Below are 15,821 nucleotides of genomic sequence, written 5' to 3'. Positions count from 1 at the left end.
GGAAGCGTTGCCGCATTCCCGGGCGCGATCGAACGGAGGTAGCAATGCGGGTCATGGTTGTGGGCGCCAGCAAGGGGCTGGGCAGGGCATTCGTTGAGGGGCTGGGCCAGGATGCCTCGCTGATCGTGGGCGTGGCCCGCCGCGCGCCGTCGGACATTGTCGTCCCGCCGGGCTGCGAACTGCGCTGGATCGAAGCGGACCTGTCGCAGCCCGAGGCGGCCGTCGAGCAGATCGCCGCGCAAGCCCCGGATGAACTGGACGCCGTCCTCTACAACCTGGGCGTGTGGGAAGAGCATGCGTTCAGCCAGGACTACGACTTCCTGGCGGATGCGCCGACGGAGATCGCGCGCATGGTGGATATCAACGTCACCGCGACCATCCTGTTGCTGCAACGCCTGATACCGCGCGTCCTGGGCGCGCGCAGGCCGCAAGTCATACTGACTGGCTCGACCTCCGCGCTGGCCGGCAGCGGCCGTCCCGAGGTCACGTTCGGCGCGTCCAAGCACGCGCTGCGCGGCATCGCCGACGCTTTGCGCGAAAGCTTCAGGTCGCGCCGGCTGGCGGTGACCTGCCTGCAATTGGGCTACCTGAATACGCAAGACGGTCTGGACGTGCCGCGCGACGCGGCCAGCATGCGGGGAGAGGGCGGCTTGATACCGGTGCACGACGTGGTGGCGATGACGCGCGCGCTGCTGAATCTGTCGGATGCCTCGTTCGTGCGGGAGATCGTGATGCCGGCGCTGATGGACGAGCGGTTCTGATGCGCCGCGCGGTGATATGGTTATGAGCCCCGAGCGGTATCCATATTCCGCCCGCATAACTACAATCCGGCCTGGACTGCATACCTCGCCATCAGCATCAACAAGGAGACACGCGTGACCCAATCGAATAAGCCGTGGCGGCTAGAGACCATTGCCGTGCATGGCGGCTATCGCCCCGATCCGACCACGCGCGCCGTGGCCGTGCCCATCTACCAGACCGTGGCCTATGCGTTCGACGACACGCAGCATGGCGCCGATCTGTTCGACCTCAAGGTGCCGGGCAATATCTACACCCGCATCATGAACCCGACCACAGACGTGCTGGAGCAGCGCGTGGCGGCGCTGGAAGGCGGCATCGCCGCGCTGGCGCTGGCCTCGGGCCAGGCCGCGGTGACCTACGCCATCCTGACCATCGCCGAAGCGGGCGACAACATCGTCTCGTCCAGCACGCTGTACGGCGGCACCTACAACCTGTTCGCGCACACGCTGCCGCAGTACGGCATCACCACGCGTTTCGCCAATCCGTCCGATCTGGCCGCCTTCGAGGCCCAGATCGACGACCGCACCAAGGCTATCTTCGCGGAATCCGTCGGCAACCCGCTGGGCAATATCACCGATATCGCCGCACTGGCCGACCTGGCGCACCGCCACGGCCTGCCGCTGATCGTCGACAACACCGTGCCGTCGCCTTACCTGCTGCGCCCCATCGAGCACGGCGCCGACATCGTGGTGCAGTCGCTGACCAAGTACCTGGGCGGCCACGGCACCAGCCTGGGCGGAGCCATCATCGACTCGGGCAAGTTCCCCTGGGGCGAGCACAAAGAGCGCTTCAAGCGCCTGAACACGCCGGACGTCAGCTACCACGGCGTGGTCTATACCGAAGCCTTCGGTCCGGCCGCCTACATCGGCCGCGCACGCGTGGTGCCGCTGCGCAATACCGGCGCGGCGATCTCGCCTTTCAACTCGTTCCAGATCCTGCAAGGCATCGAGACCCTGGCGCTGCGCGTGGACCGCATCGTCGAGAACACCGTCAAGATCGCCAACTACCTGCGCGAACATCCGAAGGTGGAATGGGTCAACTATGCGGGCCTGCCGGACCATCCCGACCACGCCTTGGCGCAGAAGTACCTGGGCGGCAAGGCGCCTGGCCTGTTCACCTTCGGCGTGAAGGGCGGCCGCGAGGCCGGCGCGCGCTTCCAGGACGCGCTGCAGCTGTTCACCCGCCTGGTCAACATCGGCGACTCGAAGTCGCTGGCCACGCACCCCGCGTCCACCACGCACCGCCAGCTCAATCCCGAAGAGCTGCAAAAGGCCGGCGTGCGCGAGGAGACCGTGCGCCTGTCCATCGGCATCGAGCACATCGACGACCTGCTGGCCGATCTGGATCAGGCTCTGGCGCAGGTGTGACCGGCCTGGCCATGTGCTGAAGCCGCCCGCGGGACTGCCCGCGCCGGCGGCGCCTTACCTGCGCGCGCCTTTGCCATTGGCCGGGCAAACCATCTCGCGCAGCTTGCGCTGCACGGGGTCTTGCGCGATCGGCGCATTGCGGATGGTGGGCGGGGGCAGCGACTCCACAATGGGGCCGGTCGCGTTCTCGCCTGCATGGTGCACGACCTGGCTGGCGGTATAGGTGCCGGCGGTGCAGTTCATGGTGATCGGCTGGGTCACGGAGCGGTAGGGTTGCCCATTGGCCGCGGAGATCTTGGGCTGGGCGTAGAACCAGGCCACGTTCACGGCCATGACGGCCGGACGCTCCGATACCACTTTGATCGATGCGCTGTCGTAGAACACGCCCGGCATGGCTTGCGGGTCTACGGGCAGCCAGTCGGGTTCGGCGGACAGCATGCCGCCGGGGCCGGGGTCGCGCGGCACGATGTTCACGGCGCAGGCGTCGGCGGGCACGGGATCGCCTTCGCGCACCGTAATGGTTGCGCAGGCGTCGGGCGGGGCCGCCTGCGCGGGGTGGACCCAGGCGGTCACGGCCAGGGCGATCAGGGTTGCGTGCCTTGCGGTCATTGGTGTTTTCCGGTGGTGGCGCGGCGCGCCGTCGCCAAGCTTGTGGCCATGGCGTGTACCCGATCATACCGGGCAGGGCGGGTACGCGCGGCGCGCAAATGCCTTAGGGGCGACGGCTCCTAAGGCGTCAGCACATATTCTGGATAGCGCTTGCAGATCTCGGCCACCTGGCTGAGGGTGCCCGAAAGGTGTTCGCGCAGTACCTGTTGGGCGCGCTGTGGATCCTGCGCGGCGATGGCGTCCAGCAGGCGCTGGTGATCGTCCAGGATGCGCTCGGCTTTGCCGGCTTCGGGCAGGTGCAGGCGGCGCAGGCGATCCAGGTGGCCGCTGTAGCGCTGCGCCAGTTCCCACAGCCGGATCACGCCCGCTGCCTCGTGCATGTCGCGGTGGAAGGCCTGGTCGGCGTCGATGAAACGCTGGTACTGGGCGCTGGCATGGCTGGCGCGCTGCAGGTCGATGCTGGCTTGCAGGCGCTGGAACAGCTGCGGGTCCGGACGCTGCGCCAGCATCTGCACGATCTCCAGTTCCAGCGAGCGGCGCAGGAAATGCGCCTCGCGGGCGGCGGCCACGTCGATGCGGCTGACTACCGTGGTGTGCTGCGGGTAGATCTCGACCAGCGCCTCCTCGGCCAGGCGCATCAGTGCGTCGCGGATCGGGGTCTGGCTCAGGCCGTAGGTTTCCGCCAGCGTGATGCGCGACAGCGGCGCGCCGGGCGCGAGTTCCAGCGACAAGATCTGTTCGCGTAGATGTTCGAAGACCTGTGGCGCGGCGTGGCGCGAGCGGTCCAGTCTGAGCTTGGTGCTTTGCATCGGGTCGCGTGCGGAGTGGGGCCTGAAGAGTAACGGAGTTTAGCGGGTTTTTACCTAGCTGACGCACTAATGTATTAGTGTTTAAATGGCCGGATCGCCATCACGAAACACCTTCACGCCCCTATGAAACGCTCCTACGAAAGCCTGCGCAGCGCCGCCTGGATGGCCAAGGACGACCTGCGCTCCTTCGGCCATCGCTCCCGCATGATGCAGATGGGGTACGGCCCCGACGACTGGGCGGGCCGCCCCATCATTGCCATCATCAATACCTGGTCGGACCTGAATCCCTGCCACAGCCACTTCAAGCAGCGCGTCGAGGACGTGAAGCGCGGCGTGTTCCAGGCGGGCGGCTTTCCGGTGGAATTGCCGGCGATTTCAGTGTCGGAATCCTTCGTCAAGCCGACCACCATGCTGTACCGCAACTTCCTGGCCATGGAAACCGAGGAACTGCTGCGCAGCCATCCGGTGGATGGCGCCGTGCTCATGGGCGGCTGCGACAAGACCACGCCAGGCCTGCTCATGGGCGCGGTCAGCGCCGGGCTGCCCTGTGTCTACGTGCCGGCCGGCCCCATGCTGCGCGGCAACTGGAAGGGCAAGATCCTGGGGTCCGGGTCGGATGCCTGGAAACTCTGGGACGAGCGCCGCGCCGGCAAGATCACGCAGGAGCAATGGACCGAGGTCGAAGGCGGCATCGCCCGCAGCTACGGCACCTGCATGACCATGGGCACGGCCAGCACCATGACCGCCATCGCCGAAGCCATAGGCATGACGCTGCCGGGCGCGTCCTCGATCCCGGCGGCGGACGTCAACCACATGCGCATGTCGGCCGAGTGCGGCCGGCGCGCGGTGGAGATGGTCTGGGAAGACCTGACGCCGCAACGCATCCTGAGCCTGGCGTCCTTCAAGAACGCCATCAACGTGGCCATGGCCATGGGCTGTTCGACCAACGCCATCGTGCACCTGGTCGCCATGTCGCGCCGCGCCGGCTGCGCCGTGGGCCTGGACGACTTCGACGCCGCCAGCCGCAAGGTGCCGGTCATCGCCAACATCCGGCCCAGCGGCGACACCTATCTGATGGAAGACTTCTTCTACGCGGGCGGACTGCCGGCGCTGATGTCGCGCTTGCACGACCATCTGGACGGGTCCGCCATGACCGTCACCGGCAAGACGCTGGGCGAGAACATAGCCGGCGCCGAGGTCTACAACGACGACGTGATCCGTCCGCTGGACCGGGCCATCTACGACGAAGGCGCACTGGCGGTGCTGCGCGGCAATATCGCGCCGGACGGTTGCGTCATCAAGCCCAGCGCCTGCGCGCCGCAGTACTTGCGCCACACCGGCCCGGCCCTGGTGTTCGACGACTACCCCAGCATGAAGGCGGCAGTGGACGACGAAGACCTGGACGTCACCGCCGACCACATCATGATCCTGCGCAACGCCGGTCCGCAAGGCGGCCCCGGCATGCCGGAATGGGGCATGCTGCCGATCCCGACCAAGCTGGTGAAGCAGGGCGTGCGCGACATGCTGCGCCTGTCGGACGCGCGCATGAGCGGCACCAGCTACGGCGCCTGCATCCTGCACGTGGCGCCGGAAAGTTACATTGGCGGCCCGTTGGCCCTGGTGCAGACGGGCGACTTGATCACCGTGGACGTGCCCGCGCGCAGCATCCACCTGAACGTCAGCGACGACGAGCTGGCCGCGCGTCGCGCCGCCTGGACGCCGCCGCCCAAGCGCTACGAGCGCGGGTATGGCTGGATGTATTCAAAGCACATCCTGCAAGCCAACGACGGCTGCGATTTCGATTTCCTGGAAACCGGCTTCGGCGCGCCCGTGCCCGAGCCCGAGATCTTCTAGGCGCCGCGCGCGCCTCATCCCCACAGTCTTCAGCCCCCCGGAGCCATCGTGTCCCCAATGAATCCCGAAACCCGCGCCCGCCTGGCTGGCGTCAGCACCGCCACCCTGTGCACGGCCTTGTTCAAGCGCGGTTTGCGCAACCAGTTCATCCAGGACGTGCGTCCGCTGAACGCCACGCTGCCCAATATGGTCGGCCCGGCTTTCACCCTGCGCTACATCCCCGCCCGCGAGGACCTGAACACCATCAAGGTGTTCGAGGACCGCGCCCATCCGCAGCGCGTTGCGGTCGAGACCTGCCCGCAAGGCGCGGTGCTGGTGATGGACAGCCGCAAGGACGCGCGCGCGGCTTCGGCAGGCTCCATCCTGGTCACGCGGCTGATGAAGCGCGGCGTGGCTGGCGTGGTGACGGACGGCGGTTTCCGCGATTCGCCCGAGATCGCCGAAATGGGCTATGCCGCCTATCACCAGCGGCCTTCGGCTCCCACCAACCTGACCCTGCATCAAGCCTTGGACATCAACGCGCCCATCGGCTGCGGCGACGTGGCGGTGTGGCCGGGCGACATCGTGGTGGGCGACCGCGAGGGCGTGGTGGTGATACCCGCCGGCCTGGCCGACGAGATCGCCATCGAGGCCGTGGAGATGACGGCCTTCGAGGACTTCGTGACCAGCGAGGTGCAGCAGGGCGCATCCATCCTGGGGCTGTATCCGCCTACGGATCCGGGCACCAAGGACAAATTCGCCGCGTGGCGCAAGCAACAGGGCCGCTGAGCCTTGCCGCCGGCGCAGCCGGCAACCCCATAAGCCAAACAAGAGGCAGGAGACAACCATGAATACGCAACGACGCGGCGCGCTGGCCGCGCTGCTGGCCGCCGCCATGCTGGGCACGCTGGCAGCGCCCGTCCAGGCCGCCGATTGGCCCGCGCAGAAGCCGATTTCCTATGTGGTGCCGTTCACCGTGGGCGGCTCGACCGACGTGGTGGGCCGAGTGCTGGCCCAGAAGCTGGGCGACCGCCTGCACCAGAACGTCATCGTCGAAAACAAGCCTGGCGCGGCGGGCGGCATCGGCGCGACCTATGTGGCCAAGGCTCCGCCCGACGGCTATACCCTGTTCGGCGGCACCATCAGCACGCACGCCATCAACGCCAGCCTGTACAAGAACCTGAAGTACGACCCGGTCAAGGATTTCGAGCCGGTCTCGCTGATCGCCTACCTGCCCAACGTGCTGCTGGTGGATCCCAACCTGGGCGTGAATTCCGTGGCCGACCTGATCGCCCTGTTGAAGCGCGACCCGAGCAAGCGCACCTTCGCGTCCTCGGGCGCGGGCACCTCCACGCACCTGGCCGGGGAATTGTTCTCCAGCATGATAGGCGTGCCGCTGACCCATGTGCCTTACAAGGGCACGCCGCCCGCCATGGTCGACGTATCCTCCGGCGCGGTGACTTTCATGTTCGACCAGATGACGGCGGCCCTGCCTTTGCTGCAGACCGGCAAGCTCAAGCTGTTGGCCGTGACCACCAAGGACCGCATCGCGCTGGCGCCCGAGGTGCCGACCATGCAGGAGGCCGGCGTGCCGGGCTTCCAGATGGCGTCGTGGCAGGCCGTGTACGCGCCCAAGGGCACGCCCAAGCCCATCCTCGACAAGCTGGCGCAGGAAATCGCGGTGATCCTGAAAGAGCCTGACGTGCAGGAAAAGCTGGGCAAGACCATGGGGATGGAACTGGTCGGCAGCACGCCGGATCAGTTGCGCGAGCTGATGGCGACCGAGATTCCGCGTTGGGCGGAAGTGGTGAAGAAGTCGGGCGCGACGGTCGAGTAGGCGGGCCGGGCTTGCGGGGCGCGGCGCATTGCGACCGCGCCCGCAGCCGTTCAGGATTTCAAACTCAGGGCTTCAGATTCAGCTTGGGCACCAGCGCCTTGAACGCTTCCTCCTGGCGCGCTACGTCGGCCGTGAACTGCGGCAAGTCGGCATACGAAGGCGTCAGGTTCTGCTTGCGCATCAGCGCCTGGAAGTCCTGCGATTGCGCCACCTGGCGAGCCGCGGCCCGCCATTTCTCCACCGCGTCCGCGGGCGTGGCCTTGGGCAGTCCGATGCCGCGCCAGACGCTGAATTGCAGGTCTGCGCCTTTCTCCTTCATGGTGGGCACGGCGGGCAGGTTGTCCAGCCGCTTGGGCGCCATGACGGCCAGGGTGCGCAGCTTGCCGGTCTCGACATGCTGCTGCAGTTCGGCGTAGGCGACCGTGGTGGCCTGCACGTCGCCCGCCAGCAAGCCCATGATGGCCGGGGCCGAGCCCTGGTAGGGCACGTGCACGAACTTCACGCCGGCCTGCTCGCCCAGGGCCGCCGCCGCCATGTGCGGCACGGTGCCTATGCCGGCGTTGGACACCGCCACGCGCTCGGGATTCTTCTTCGCGTCCGCCAGGAATTCCTCCACCGTCTTCCAGGGCGCATCGGCGCGCACCGTGACCGACGAGGGATCGTCGGTGAAGCGCGCGATGGGCTGGAAGTCGCCGACCGTGGTCTTGCCTATGCCCATCAAGGGAACCACCAGCATTTCAGGCGTCATCAGCACCAGCCGGTAGCCGTCGGGCTGCGCATTGGCGACGTAGGCCCAGCCGATGGAGCCGCTGGCGCCGGGCTTGTTGATCACCACCGTGGGCTGCGCCAGCAGCGGCGGGCGCACCGCCTCGGCGATGGCGCGCGCGGTGTTGTCGCTGCCGCCGCCAGGCTGGTAGGCGACCACCAGTTCCATCGAGCGGGCGGGGTAGTCCGCGGCATGCGCGGCGGACAGGACGGAAACTGCGGACAGGGCGCTGATGGCCAGCGCGGACAGGCGGTAGGGGCGCATGGTGGCGGCTCCGGTATCAGTAGCCCAGGGCGGAAAGGTCCGCGAGCGTCTGCTTGGTGATGGCGATGGTGCGTTCGCGTTCGGCCCCGGCCAGGTCCAGGCGCGGCGGCTTGACGGTTTCGGCGCTGCCGGTGATGAGGTGTTCTGCCAGCTTGATGTGCTGCACCAGCTTGACGACGGTATCCAGGTGGAACAGCGGCGTCAGCGCGGCATAGAGCTTGCGGGCCCGCACGAAATCGCCCTCGACGGCCAGCTTCAGCAGGTCGACGGACGCCTTGGGCACCGCATTGGCCATGCCCGACACCCAGGCGGTCACGCCCAGCGCGGCGCTTTCCAGGATCAGGTCGTCCACGCCGCAGATCACGGCCAGCCGGTCGCCAAAGCGCGTGATCAGGTCGGTCACGCGGGTGGTGTCGTAGGACTCCTCCTTGATGGCGACGATGGTCGGCTCTTCCAGCAGTTCAGCCACCAGGTCCGGGGTCAGGTCCACGCCGTAGCCGCGCGGGTTGTTGTAGAGCAGGATGGGCAGGGCGCTGGCCCGCGCCACCGTGCGGTAGAAGGCCACGGTTTCGCGCGCGTCGGATTTGTAGGTCAGGCCGGGGAACACCATCAGGCCGTTAACGCCGATGCGCGCGGCTTCCTGGGCGAAGGCGGCGGCGCGCGCCGTGCCGGTTTCCGCCACGCCCGAGACCACCGGCACCCGGCCGCGCACGGTGTCCACGGCGGTGCGCAGCACCTGCAACTTCTCTTCGGGCGAGAGCTGGGCGTTTTCGCCCACCATGCCCATCATCACCACGCCGCCCACGCCGTTCTCGATCAGGCGTTCCAGTCCCTGGCGGATAGCCTCCAGGTCCAGCGAAAAATCGGGTTTCAGCTTGGTGGTGACGGCGGGAAATACGCCTTGCCATTGAATGCTCATGCTGCGGCTCCTGATGCGTGGTCCATCCGGCTTGTTCCGGTTGGATGTTGGTTATTGGATATTGGATCCAAAAATATGGGGCTTAAAAAAACGAGGCTGGGGCCTCGGACCGTCGCTCCGGGAGTGGCGGCTTGAACTGGATCATGGATCCAATATACTCACATTAAACGGGCTGCAGGCACCGGCTGTCTCTCGGGGTTTTCCTGGGCATGGACGGGGCCGTTTCCGGCAACCCGACGCCGCGCGGCTCCCGCCCGGCGGCTCAACTAGGCAGGTTATACGTGTCCCAGAATTCGCCGCTTTCCGCTCCTCCGCAGTCCCGTCCCCCGGCCGCTACCCCCGGTCGCCTCGTGCGCAAGACCGCCGTCGAACTGGTGGTCGACGAACTGCGCGACCGCATCCTGTCGGGCGCGATTCCTCCCGGCTCCGCGCTGCGCCAGGAATTGTTCGCCGAGGAACTGGGCGTGAGCCGCCTGCCGGTGCGCGAGGCCATCCGCCAGCTCAGCGCCGAAGGGCTGATCGACATGATCCCGCACCGCGGCGCCTATGTGTCCATGCTGTCGCGGGCCGAGGTGCAGGAGTTCTTCGATATCCGCCTGCGGCTGGAGCCGTGGCTGTTCCGCCTGGCCGTGCAGCAGCGCGAGGTCCAGGATCTGGACCTGGCCAGCCAGGTGGTGGCGCAGATGGACGCCGCCGAGCCCGAGCAATGGGGCCGCCTGAACTGGCAGCTGCATGAACTGCTGTACCGCTCGGCGCAACGGCCCGCCGCGCTGGCCATGGTGCGTGCGCTGCACGAAAAATCCGAACGCTACTTCCGCTTCCAGATCGTCAACGCGCCGATCCGCCAACAGGCCCATGACGAACACAGCGAACTGATCACGCTCGCCCGCCAGGGCCGGGCGGAAGAGGCCGAGGCCGCGCTGGAGCGGCACATCGCCGAGGCCGCCGAGCAGATACTCGCCATCGTCGATCATCTGCTGGATGCGTCGGCCTTGCAGGAACCGGCCTGACGCTTAAACGTCCAGTTCCAGCGTGCCGCAGCCGCGCGACACGCAGACCATCATACTGCGGTTGGCGGCGCGTTCTTCGTCGCTGAGCACGTAGTCGCGGTGATCCACCGCGCCGGAAAGCACGCCGGCTTCGCAGCTGCGGCACAGGCCTTCGCGGCAGGAGTATGGCCAGGCGACGCCGGCCGCTTCCAGTACATCCAGCACAGACTTGTCCGCGGGCACTTCATGACAGCCGCCGCTGCGCGCCAGCCGTACCGTGAAGGCCGCGCCGGGCTCGGGCGCGGCGGCCGTGGCGGCGCTGAAGCGTTCGAAATGCACGCGGGCCGCGGCGATGCCGGCGCGTTCGCAGGCGGCGGCCACGGCGTCCATCAGCGGTCCGGGTCCGCAGCAATAGATATGCTGGCCCGGTTCCCGTTGCCCGCCCAGGTAGGCGTCCAGGTCGCAGCGCGCGCCGCCTTGTTCGCGGTCGACGTGCAGCGCCACGCGCTCGCCGTGCACGGCAAGTTCGGACAGGTAGGCGGCCGCGTCGCGGTCGCGCACGCAGTACAGCAGCCGCCAGGGCTCGCCGCGCCTTACGCACGCATGGATCATGCTGAGGATGGGCGTGATGCCTATGCCGCCCGCGATGAAGACATGGCTGGCGGCCTGCGCGTGCAGTCCGAACAATTGTCTGGGCTCGCCGATATCCACCAGGTCGCCTGCGCGCAGCTGATCATGGACGTAGCGCGAACCGCCGCGCGAGTCGGGTGCCAGGCCGACGCCCAGCCGGTAGACGTCCCGCTCTGCCGGATCGCCGCATAGGGAGTACTGCCTGAGCAGGCCATTGCCCAGCGCCACATCCACATGCGCGCCGGCTTCGAAGGCTGGCAGCATGGCGCCGTCGGGGCTGCGCAGGTGCAGGCCAAGCACGCCGCTCGCTTCGCGCACGATGCGGCTGACGATCAAGCGCCGCATCTCAGGCCACCGCCTGCGCCGCGCGCACGCCGGACCCGCCAGCCGCGGCCTGCTGCTGCTCTTCCTCGACGCGGCGCGCCACCACCCAGCGGAACTGGGACAGCGCGGCGTCGATGGACAGCGGCACCATCTTGAAATCGGGCGCCAGGGATAAGGAGTGCTGCTGCGCGGTGATGATGTCGCGGTCTTCGTCGAAGGCTTCCACCACGCTCTGGTGGATGGATGCGGTGACCTCGGGCTGGTCGATGGAGAAGTTGTGCGGGTGCGCGAAGAAGTAGTGCGTCGAGGTGGCGGTTTCGGGCGTCAGCGCCTGGCAGCCGCGGAATTCGATGGCGCCTGCGCGATTGCCTTCCTGCGCGCCGTTGCCGGCCGGAGCCATGCCCGAGTCCATCAGCAGGATGCCGGGCAGCGTGAAGTTGTAGATGTTCCAGCGGTCCACCAGGCCGGGCCATTCGCGGACCTTCCTTGCGAAGGGTGGCGCTTCGGTATTGAGCGTCCAGCGCGTGATGCGCACGCCATCGGGCAGCCGGTCGACCTTGGGCGATACCGCGGCATAGTCTTCGCTGCCGCCCAGGGTGGTCGGATGCACGAAGGGCAGATGCGAGAAATCGAGCAGGTTGTCGGCGATCAGCAGATAGTTGACGTCGTAATGGATGTAGCCGTCCAGGCTGCGCCAGTCGGGATGATCCAGCCATTGCGTGTCGGGGATGAGGGCCGGGTCGGCGCGTTCCGGATCGCCCATCCAGATCCAGATCCAGCGGTGCCGCTCCACCACCGGGAAGGTGCGCACCCTGGCCTGCGGCGGAATGCGCGCCTGCGCCGGCGCCTCGACACAGGCGCCGGTCGGGTCGAACTTCAGGCCGTGGTACATGCAGCGCACGCAATCGCCTTCGCGCCGGCCCACCGACAAGGGCGCGCCGCGGTGGCAGCAGCGGTCTTCCAGCGCCACCAGCCGGCCCGCAGCGTCGCGGTACATGAGCACGGGCACGCCGATGATGGTGCGCGAGAACAGGCCGTCCGCGCCGACTTCCTGGTCCCATGCCGCGACGTACCAGGTGTTTTTGATGAACATGGGTTTGCTCCTGTGTTTACTTGACGTAGCGCCAGGCGCCGTCCTTGATCTGCACCATGACAGCGGCGCGTTCGTCATAGCCCACGTGATCGGTGGGCGACATGGTGGACACGCCTTGCGAGGTGACGGCGTCGCGCGTGGCTTCCAGCGCATCGCGCAGGCCCGCCCTGAACTCCGGCGTGCCCGGCCTGGCCTTGGGCAACGTGGTCTTCAATGCCTGCTGCAACACGATGCCGGCGTCCCAGGCGTTGGCCGCGAACACCGACATCGAGTCCTTGCCGTGGGCCGTTTCATAGCGCTGCGTCAGGTCCATGGCGACCGCGCGTATGGGATTGGCCGCGTCCAGCTGGCTGGCGACCACGACCGGGCCCACCGCGAATAGCGCGCCTTCGGCGTCCTTGCCGGCGATGCGCAGGAACTCGCGGTTGGCGATGCCGTAGGTCTGGTAGATGCGGCCGGCATAGCCGCGTTCGCGCAGCGATTTCTGCGGCAGCGCCCCGGGCGTGCCGGAGGCCGCCACGATGACCGCGTCGGGCTTCGCGGCCAGCAGCTTCAGGGTCTGCGCCGTGACGCTGGTGTCGGTCTTCGCGTAGCGTTCGGTGGCGACCAGCTTGATGCCGGCGCGCGCAGCCTGCGCGGAGACTTCGGCCAGCCAGCTGTCGCCGTAGGCGTCGGCGAAGCCGATGTAGCCCAGCGACTTCACGCCGGCGGCCTGCATGTGCGCAATGGTGCTGGCCACCATCAGGTTCTCGTTCTGCACCACCTTGAATACCCAGTGGCGTTGCGCGTCCATGGGTTCGACCAGCTTGGCCCCGGCCGCCAGGCTCATCAAGGGCACCTTCTTCTCCTGCGCGATGGGCAGCAGGGTCAGGGTGGCGGGTGTGACCGAGGTGCCCAGCACCACGTCCACGTTGTGCTCGTCGACCAGCCGCCGGAAGGCTCGGGCGGCACCTGTGGCGTCGGATGCGTCGTCCAGCACGATGTAGCGCACCGCCTCGCCCGCGACTTCGCGCGGCAGCAGGTCTATTGCATTTTTGGCGGGGCCGCCCAGCGAAGCGGCCGGGCCGGTGAGCGACAGGATGACGCCTACGCCGACATCGGCCGAGGCGGCGCTACAGGACAGCAGGGCGCACGAAACCAGCACCGCGCGCACGGGGTGTAGAAGGGGCTTCAAGATCTTGTCTCCTTGTGGAAACGCCGGTCTGCGCGGCGTTTGACAAGACGATAGATAGCGGCGGAATATGCGTCAATATCATGAACCTGATTCTGGAAATGCACGCTATGCATAACGAGAAACTGGACCTCAACCTGCTCGCTGTCTTCGACAGCCTGATGCGCGAACGCAGCGTGACCCGAGCCGGCGAACAGCTGGGCCTGTCGCAAAGCGCCATGAGCCATGCCGTGAACCGCTTGCGCGCGTTCTTCGACGATCCGCTGTTCGTGAAGACCGGCCAGGGCATGCTGCCCACCCCGAAATCAGAGAGCCTGGCGCCAACCATCCTGGCGCTGATGGCGACCATACGCGGACAGGTGCTGTCGCAGGCGCAGTTCGATCCGGCCTCGGCCATGCGCGTCTTCACCCTGTGCATGACGGACATGGGCGAGCTGGTGTTCCTGCCGCCGCTGATCAAGCGCCTGCGCGAACTGGCGCCACACTGCACCCTGCGCACGCGCCAGGTGCCGCTGCAGCAGGTCGAGCCGCTGCTGGCCTCGGGCGAGGTGGACCTGGTGCTGGGATCGCTGCGCGCGGCGCCGCAGGGCCTGTTCCAGCAGCAGCTGTTCATGCATCGCTTCGTGACGCTGGTCAGCGTGAAGAACAAGGAGGTGGGCGACGAGCTGACGCTGGAACAGTTCCAGCGCATGCCGCAGATCGTGGTGACGTTGGCGGGGCGTTCGTCCGAAGCCTATGACAGCGCGCTGGAGGAGCAGGGCGTCAAGCGCAACATCTTCCTGTCCACGCCGCACTTCCTGGTGGTGCCGCTGTTGCTGGACCAGCACCCGGACCTGATCGCCACGGTGCCGCAGGAGCTGGGCAATGTGTTCGGCGGCTATGGGGTGGTCAAGGTGCTGGAGCCGCCATTGCCGCTGCCGTCCTTCGCGCTGAGGCAGCATTGGCATCCGCGCTTTCACCAGGATCCGGCCATCATCTGGTTGCGGGAGCTGGTGAAGGATACGTTCGATGGGTATCCGTGGGACGGGGCGAGGCCGAAGCGGCGGCGGGTTGACTAGAGGTCCGCGTAGCGCGGCAGCAGATCCTGGTCCACCAGACGCATTTCGATGCGGTTCGCCAATTCGACGTGGCTGGCGTTGTCCAGCGAAAACACTTCGTTCGCGACGCTGACGATGATGGTGCCGGTCTGTTTCTTTCCGGCAGCAGGAACGGGAATCAGAGCCTGGGCTTCCGGGACTTGCTCGGCGGTGATCACTTGCGGAAGGTATAGCATCCAGCCGACGCCGGGTTTGTCGTCGAAAACCTGCTTCTCGTAGTAATAGCGTGGAGAGACAGTTACATACTGCGTGACAAAGAGCTCGGCGATCGCGGCGACGATATCTTTTACCGAGGCGGCGCCGCCAAAGCGGTCGTCTCGCCGCTTATGGTAAGAGATGGTCAGAGTGCACGGACCGCCTTTATTGTTGCCTTGCAACTCAAGAACTACGCCATCGCGTTGTTCTTCAGCGCCATTCCAAATAGAGATGGCAGTAAATGACCTGTCAAGCCGATATTCGTTGTTCAACACGGCAAGGAACGCATTCGAGGGTTCGTCGCCCTCGAAGGCAGGATACAACCTGGCTTCGTCAATCGACTCACCCTGCGAGAACCATTCCGTCAATCCGTCGGACTTGCCTGCCAGCAACGCTGTGATCGCGCGCAGTCGACGAAGCATTTCCGGAAAATCTCCGGACTGATGTGTTGGGTCTTTAAATTGGCATGTGATAAGCATGTCTTTCTCGTCAGGGAACTACAACGGATTCCGCGCCCAGGCTGTTCAGCAGCTGCCGCAGCAGTGCCTGCGTTCTTGGAGTTTGGAAATACCATCTTAATCTTGCGGGAGGGTTGGTACGAACCGCGCCTGCCTGGCGGCTGGCTTGTAAGCGCATGGTCTTGAAGCCGCCAAACCAACCGGCTTGCTCTCCGTCTTCATCGATGAAACTGTCGTAGTTTCCTTTCGTCTCCTGCAGCAGGCACTCCGTCGACACGAAGCCGTCAAAGTCGATGTCAAACTCGCTACCGAGAGTGAGAACCTTCCAGTTCCATTCATCGCTCCACAAACAATACTCGGTGTCGTAGTCGAACCCGGTAATCCGGGCTTGATATGCATAGGCGTTCCAATTTTCCCCATGCCTGCGCCTGACTTTCATCCCCAGGTCCGGCGGGCATTTTTTGCAAGGTTCTTCGGTCCTGGGCAAGGCGCGGTCGGTTGGTTTGGCTTCGCTGTCTTCCCGAGGCGTATCGCCTGGCAAAGTGGCCACGCCTCCCAGCACTGCACCTGCCGCGGCGCTTGCTGCCGCCCGAGCGAACGCGGCTGCTATGGCTTCCGCCACCCATCCTGCGATTGGTATTGCGAGAGGTCCAGGCATT

Annotated in this window: 16 protein-coding genes; 7 read left to right on the top strand and 9 right to left on the bottom strand. The window is 66.4% G+C overall.

The annotated features are described in order from the left end of the window. Window positions 1-44 precede the first annotated feature (44 nt). Together AC6LKD_RS09735 and AC6LKD_RS09730 are read left to right on the top strand one after the other, a co-directional pair. The gene (locus AC6LKD_RS09735; protein WP_498116038.1) at window positions 45-761 is read left to right on the top strand and encodes an SDR family NAD(P)-dependent oxidoreductase; all 717 of its coding nucleotides are present in this window, start codon (window positions 45-47) and stop codon (window positions 759-761) included. A 114-nt stretch (window positions 762-875) separates the two neighbouring features. Further along, window positions 876-2,168 (top strand): O-acetylhomoserine aminocarboxypropyltransferase/cysteine synthase family protein, encoded by a 1,293-nt coding sequence (locus tag AC6LKD_RS09730; RefSeq protein WP_498116037.1) that lies wholly within the window; start codon window positions 876-878, stop codon window positions 2,166-2,168. A 54-nt stretch (window positions 2,169-2,222) separates the two neighbouring features. Here the strand turns inward: AC6LKD_RS09730 and AC6LKD_RS09725 are convergent, their stop codons facing one another. Further along, window positions 2,223-2,777, bottom strand: a complete 555-nt coding sequence (locus AC6LKD_RS09725; RefSeq protein WP_498116036.1) for a surface-adhesin E family protein — start codon at window positions 2,775-2,777, stop codon at window positions 2,223-2,225. 119 nt (window positions 2,778-2,896) lie between these two features. After that, window positions 2,897-3,586 (bottom strand): GntR family transcriptional regulator, encoded by a 690-nt coding sequence (locus AC6LKD_RS09720; RefSeq protein ID WP_013393614.1) that lies wholly within the window; start codon window positions 3,584-3,586, stop codon window positions 2,897-2,899. 123 nt (window positions 3,587-3,709) lie between these two features. Between AC6LKD_RS09720 and araD the strand changes: the two genes are divergently transcribed. Genes araD through AC6LKD_RS09705 form a run of 3 tightly spaced genes read left to right on the top strand, consistent with a single transcriptional unit; the run spans window position 3,710 to window position 7,256 of the window. Next, window positions 3,710-5,440, top strand: coding sequence for an L-arabinonate dehydratase (gene araD / locus AC6LKD_RS09715; RefSeq protein ID WP_498116035.1), 1,731 nt, complete (start codon window positions 3,710-3,712; stop codon window positions 5,438-5,440). A gap of 57 nt (window positions 5,441-5,497) precedes the next feature. Further along, on the top strand, window positions 5,498-6,208 hold the full coding sequence (locus AC6LKD_RS09710; protein ID WP_013393616.1) for a ribonuclease activity regulator RraA: 711 nt from the start codon (window positions 5,498-5,500) through the stop codon (window positions 6,206-6,208). A gap of 58 nt (window positions 6,209-6,266) precedes the next feature. Beyond that, complete coding sequence (locus AC6LKD_RS09705) at window positions 6,267-7,256, top strand: Bug family tripartite tricarboxylate transporter substrate binding protein (protein WP_498116034.1); 990 nt, start codon at window positions 6,267-6,269, stop codon at window positions 7,254-7,256. A 64-nt stretch (window positions 7,257-7,320) separates the two neighbouring features. On the opposite strand, the gene AC6LKD_RS09700 is transcribed toward AC6LKD_RS09705, so the two are convergent. Both AC6LKD_RS09700 and AC6LKD_RS09695 read right to left on the bottom strand, forming a co-directional pair. Beyond that, window positions 7,321-8,286, bottom strand: a complete 966-nt coding sequence (locus AC6LKD_RS09700) for a Bug family tripartite tricarboxylate transporter substrate binding protein (RefSeq protein ID WP_013393618.1) — start codon at window positions 8,284-8,286, stop codon at window positions 7,321-7,323. 16 nt (window positions 8,287-8,302) lie between these two features. After that, on the bottom strand, window positions 8,303-9,205 hold the full coding sequence (locus AC6LKD_RS09695; RefSeq protein ID WP_498116033.1) for a dihydrodipicolinate synthase family protein: 903 nt from the start codon (window positions 9,203-9,205) through the stop codon (window positions 8,303-8,305). A gap of 350 nt (window positions 9,206-9,555) precedes the next feature. Between AC6LKD_RS09695 and AC6LKD_RS09690 the strand changes: the two genes are divergently transcribed. After that, entirely contained in the window at window positions 9,556-10,215 is a 660-nt protein-coding gene (locus tag AC6LKD_RS09690; RefSeq protein ID WP_013393620.1) for a GntR family transcriptional regulator, read from the top strand. Between the two features lie 3 nt (window positions 10,216-10,218). Here the strand turns inward: AC6LKD_RS09690 and AC6LKD_RS09685 are convergent, their stop codons facing one another. From AC6LKD_RS09685 to AC6LKD_RS09675, 3 genes are read right to left on the bottom strand one after another with little or no spacing between them, the layout of a single operon-like run. Continuing rightward, window positions 10,219-11,169, bottom strand: a complete 951-nt coding sequence (locus tag AC6LKD_RS09685) for a PDR/VanB family oxidoreductase (RefSeq protein ID WP_498116032.1) — start codon at window positions 11,167-11,169, stop codon at window positions 10,219-10,221. A gap of 1 nt (window position 11,170) precedes the next feature. Next, a complete protein-coding gene (locus tag AC6LKD_RS09680; protein ID WP_498116031.1) occupies window positions 11,171-12,241 on the bottom strand; it encodes an aromatic ring-hydroxylating dioxygenase subunit alpha in 1,071 nt (356 codons plus the stop codon). Between the two features lie 16 nt (window positions 12,242-12,257). After that, the gene (locus AC6LKD_RS09675; protein WP_498116030.1) at window positions 12,258-13,415 is read right to left on the bottom strand and encodes an ABC transporter substrate-binding protein; all 1,158 of its coding nucleotides are present in this window, start codon (window positions 13,413-13,415) and stop codon (window positions 12,258-12,260) included. A gap of 107 nt (window positions 13,416-13,522) precedes the next feature. Between AC6LKD_RS09675 and AC6LKD_RS09670 the strand changes: the two genes are divergently transcribed. Beyond that, window positions 13,523-14,470, top strand: a complete 948-nt coding sequence (locus AC6LKD_RS09670; RefSeq protein ID WP_041653503.1) for a LysR family transcriptional regulator — start codon at window positions 13,523-13,525, stop codon at window positions 14,468-14,470. On the opposite strand, the gene AC6LKD_RS09665 is transcribed toward AC6LKD_RS09670, so the two are convergent. Continuing rightward, window positions 14,467-15,183: an immunity 52 family protein gene (locus AC6LKD_RS09665; protein WP_041653506.1), complete on the bottom strand. Its 717-nt coding sequence runs from the start codon at window positions 15,181-15,183 to the stop codon at window positions 14,467-14,469. The two genes, AC6LKD_RS09670 and AC6LKD_RS09665, sit on opposite strands and share 4 nt — an antisense overlap. A 10-nt stretch (window positions 15,184-15,193) precedes the next feature. Further along, complete coding sequence (locus tag AC6LKD_RS09660; RefSeq protein WP_498116029.1) at window positions 15,194-15,820, bottom strand: restriction endonuclease fold toxin 5 domain-containing protein; 627 nt, start codon at window positions 15,818-15,820, stop codon at window positions 15,194-15,196. Between the last annotated feature and the right edge of the window lies 1 nt (window position 15,821).

It is taken from the genome of Achromobacter sp. D7-1, from assembly GCF_059760445.1.
The sequence above is the reverse complement of the archived record's forward strand: the minus strand, read 5'-3'. Positions and strand labels throughout refer to the sequence as shown.

Bases quoted from the DNA above. Each gene is read 5' to 3' on its own strand.
- araD (WP_498116035.1), top strand. From the start codon at position 3,710: ATGAAACGCTCCTACGAAAGCCTGCGCAGCGCCGCCTGGATGGCCAAG.
- AC6LKD_RS09685 (WP_498116032.1), bottom strand. From the start codon at position 11,169: ATGCGGCGCTTGATCGTCAGCCGCATCGTGCGCGAAGCGAGCGGCGTG.
- AC6LKD_RS09725 (WP_498116036.1), bottom strand. From the start codon at position 2,777: ATGACCGCAAGGCACGCAACCCTGATCGCCCTGGCCGTGACCGCCTGG.
- AC6LKD_RS09700 (WP_013393618.1), bottom strand. From the start codon at position 8,286: ATGCGCCCCTACCGCCTGTCCGCGCTGGCCATCAGCGCCCTGTCCGCA.
- AC6LKD_RS09720 (WP_013393614.1), bottom strand. From the start codon at position 3,586: ATGCAAAGCACCAAGCTCAGACTGGACCGCTCGCGCCACGCCGCGCCA.
- AC6LKD_RS09660 (WP_498116029.1), bottom strand. From the start codon at position 15,820: ATGCCTGGACCTCTCGCAATACCAATCGCAGGATGGGTGGCGGAAGCC.
- AC6LKD_RS09670 (WP_041653503.1), top strand. From the start codon at position 13,523: ATGCATAACGAGAAACTGGACCTCAACCTGCTCGCTGTCTTCGACAGC.
- AC6LKD_RS09665 (WP_041653506.1), bottom strand. From the start codon at position 15,183: ATGCTTATCACATGCCAATTTAAAGACCCAACACATCAGTCCGGAGAT.
- AC6LKD_RS09735 (WP_498116038.1), top strand. From the start codon at position 45: ATGCGGGTCATGGTTGTGGGCGCCAGCAAGGGGCTGGGCAGGGCATTC.
- AC6LKD_RS09710 (WP_013393616.1), top strand. From the start codon at position 5,498: ATGAATCCCGAAACCCGCGCCCGCCTGGCTGGCGTCAGCACCGCCACC.
- AC6LKD_RS09705 (WP_498116034.1), top strand. From the start codon at position 6,267: ATGAATACGCAACGACGCGGCGCGCTGGCCGCGCTGCTGGCCGCCGCC.
- AC6LKD_RS09680 (WP_498116031.1), bottom strand. From the start codon at position 12,241: ATGTTCATCAAAAACACCTGGTACGTCGCGGCATGGGACCAGGAAGTC.
- AC6LKD_RS09695 (WP_498116033.1), bottom strand. From the start codon at position 9,205: ATGAGCATTCAATGGCAAGGCGTATTTCCCGCCGTCACCACCAAGCTG.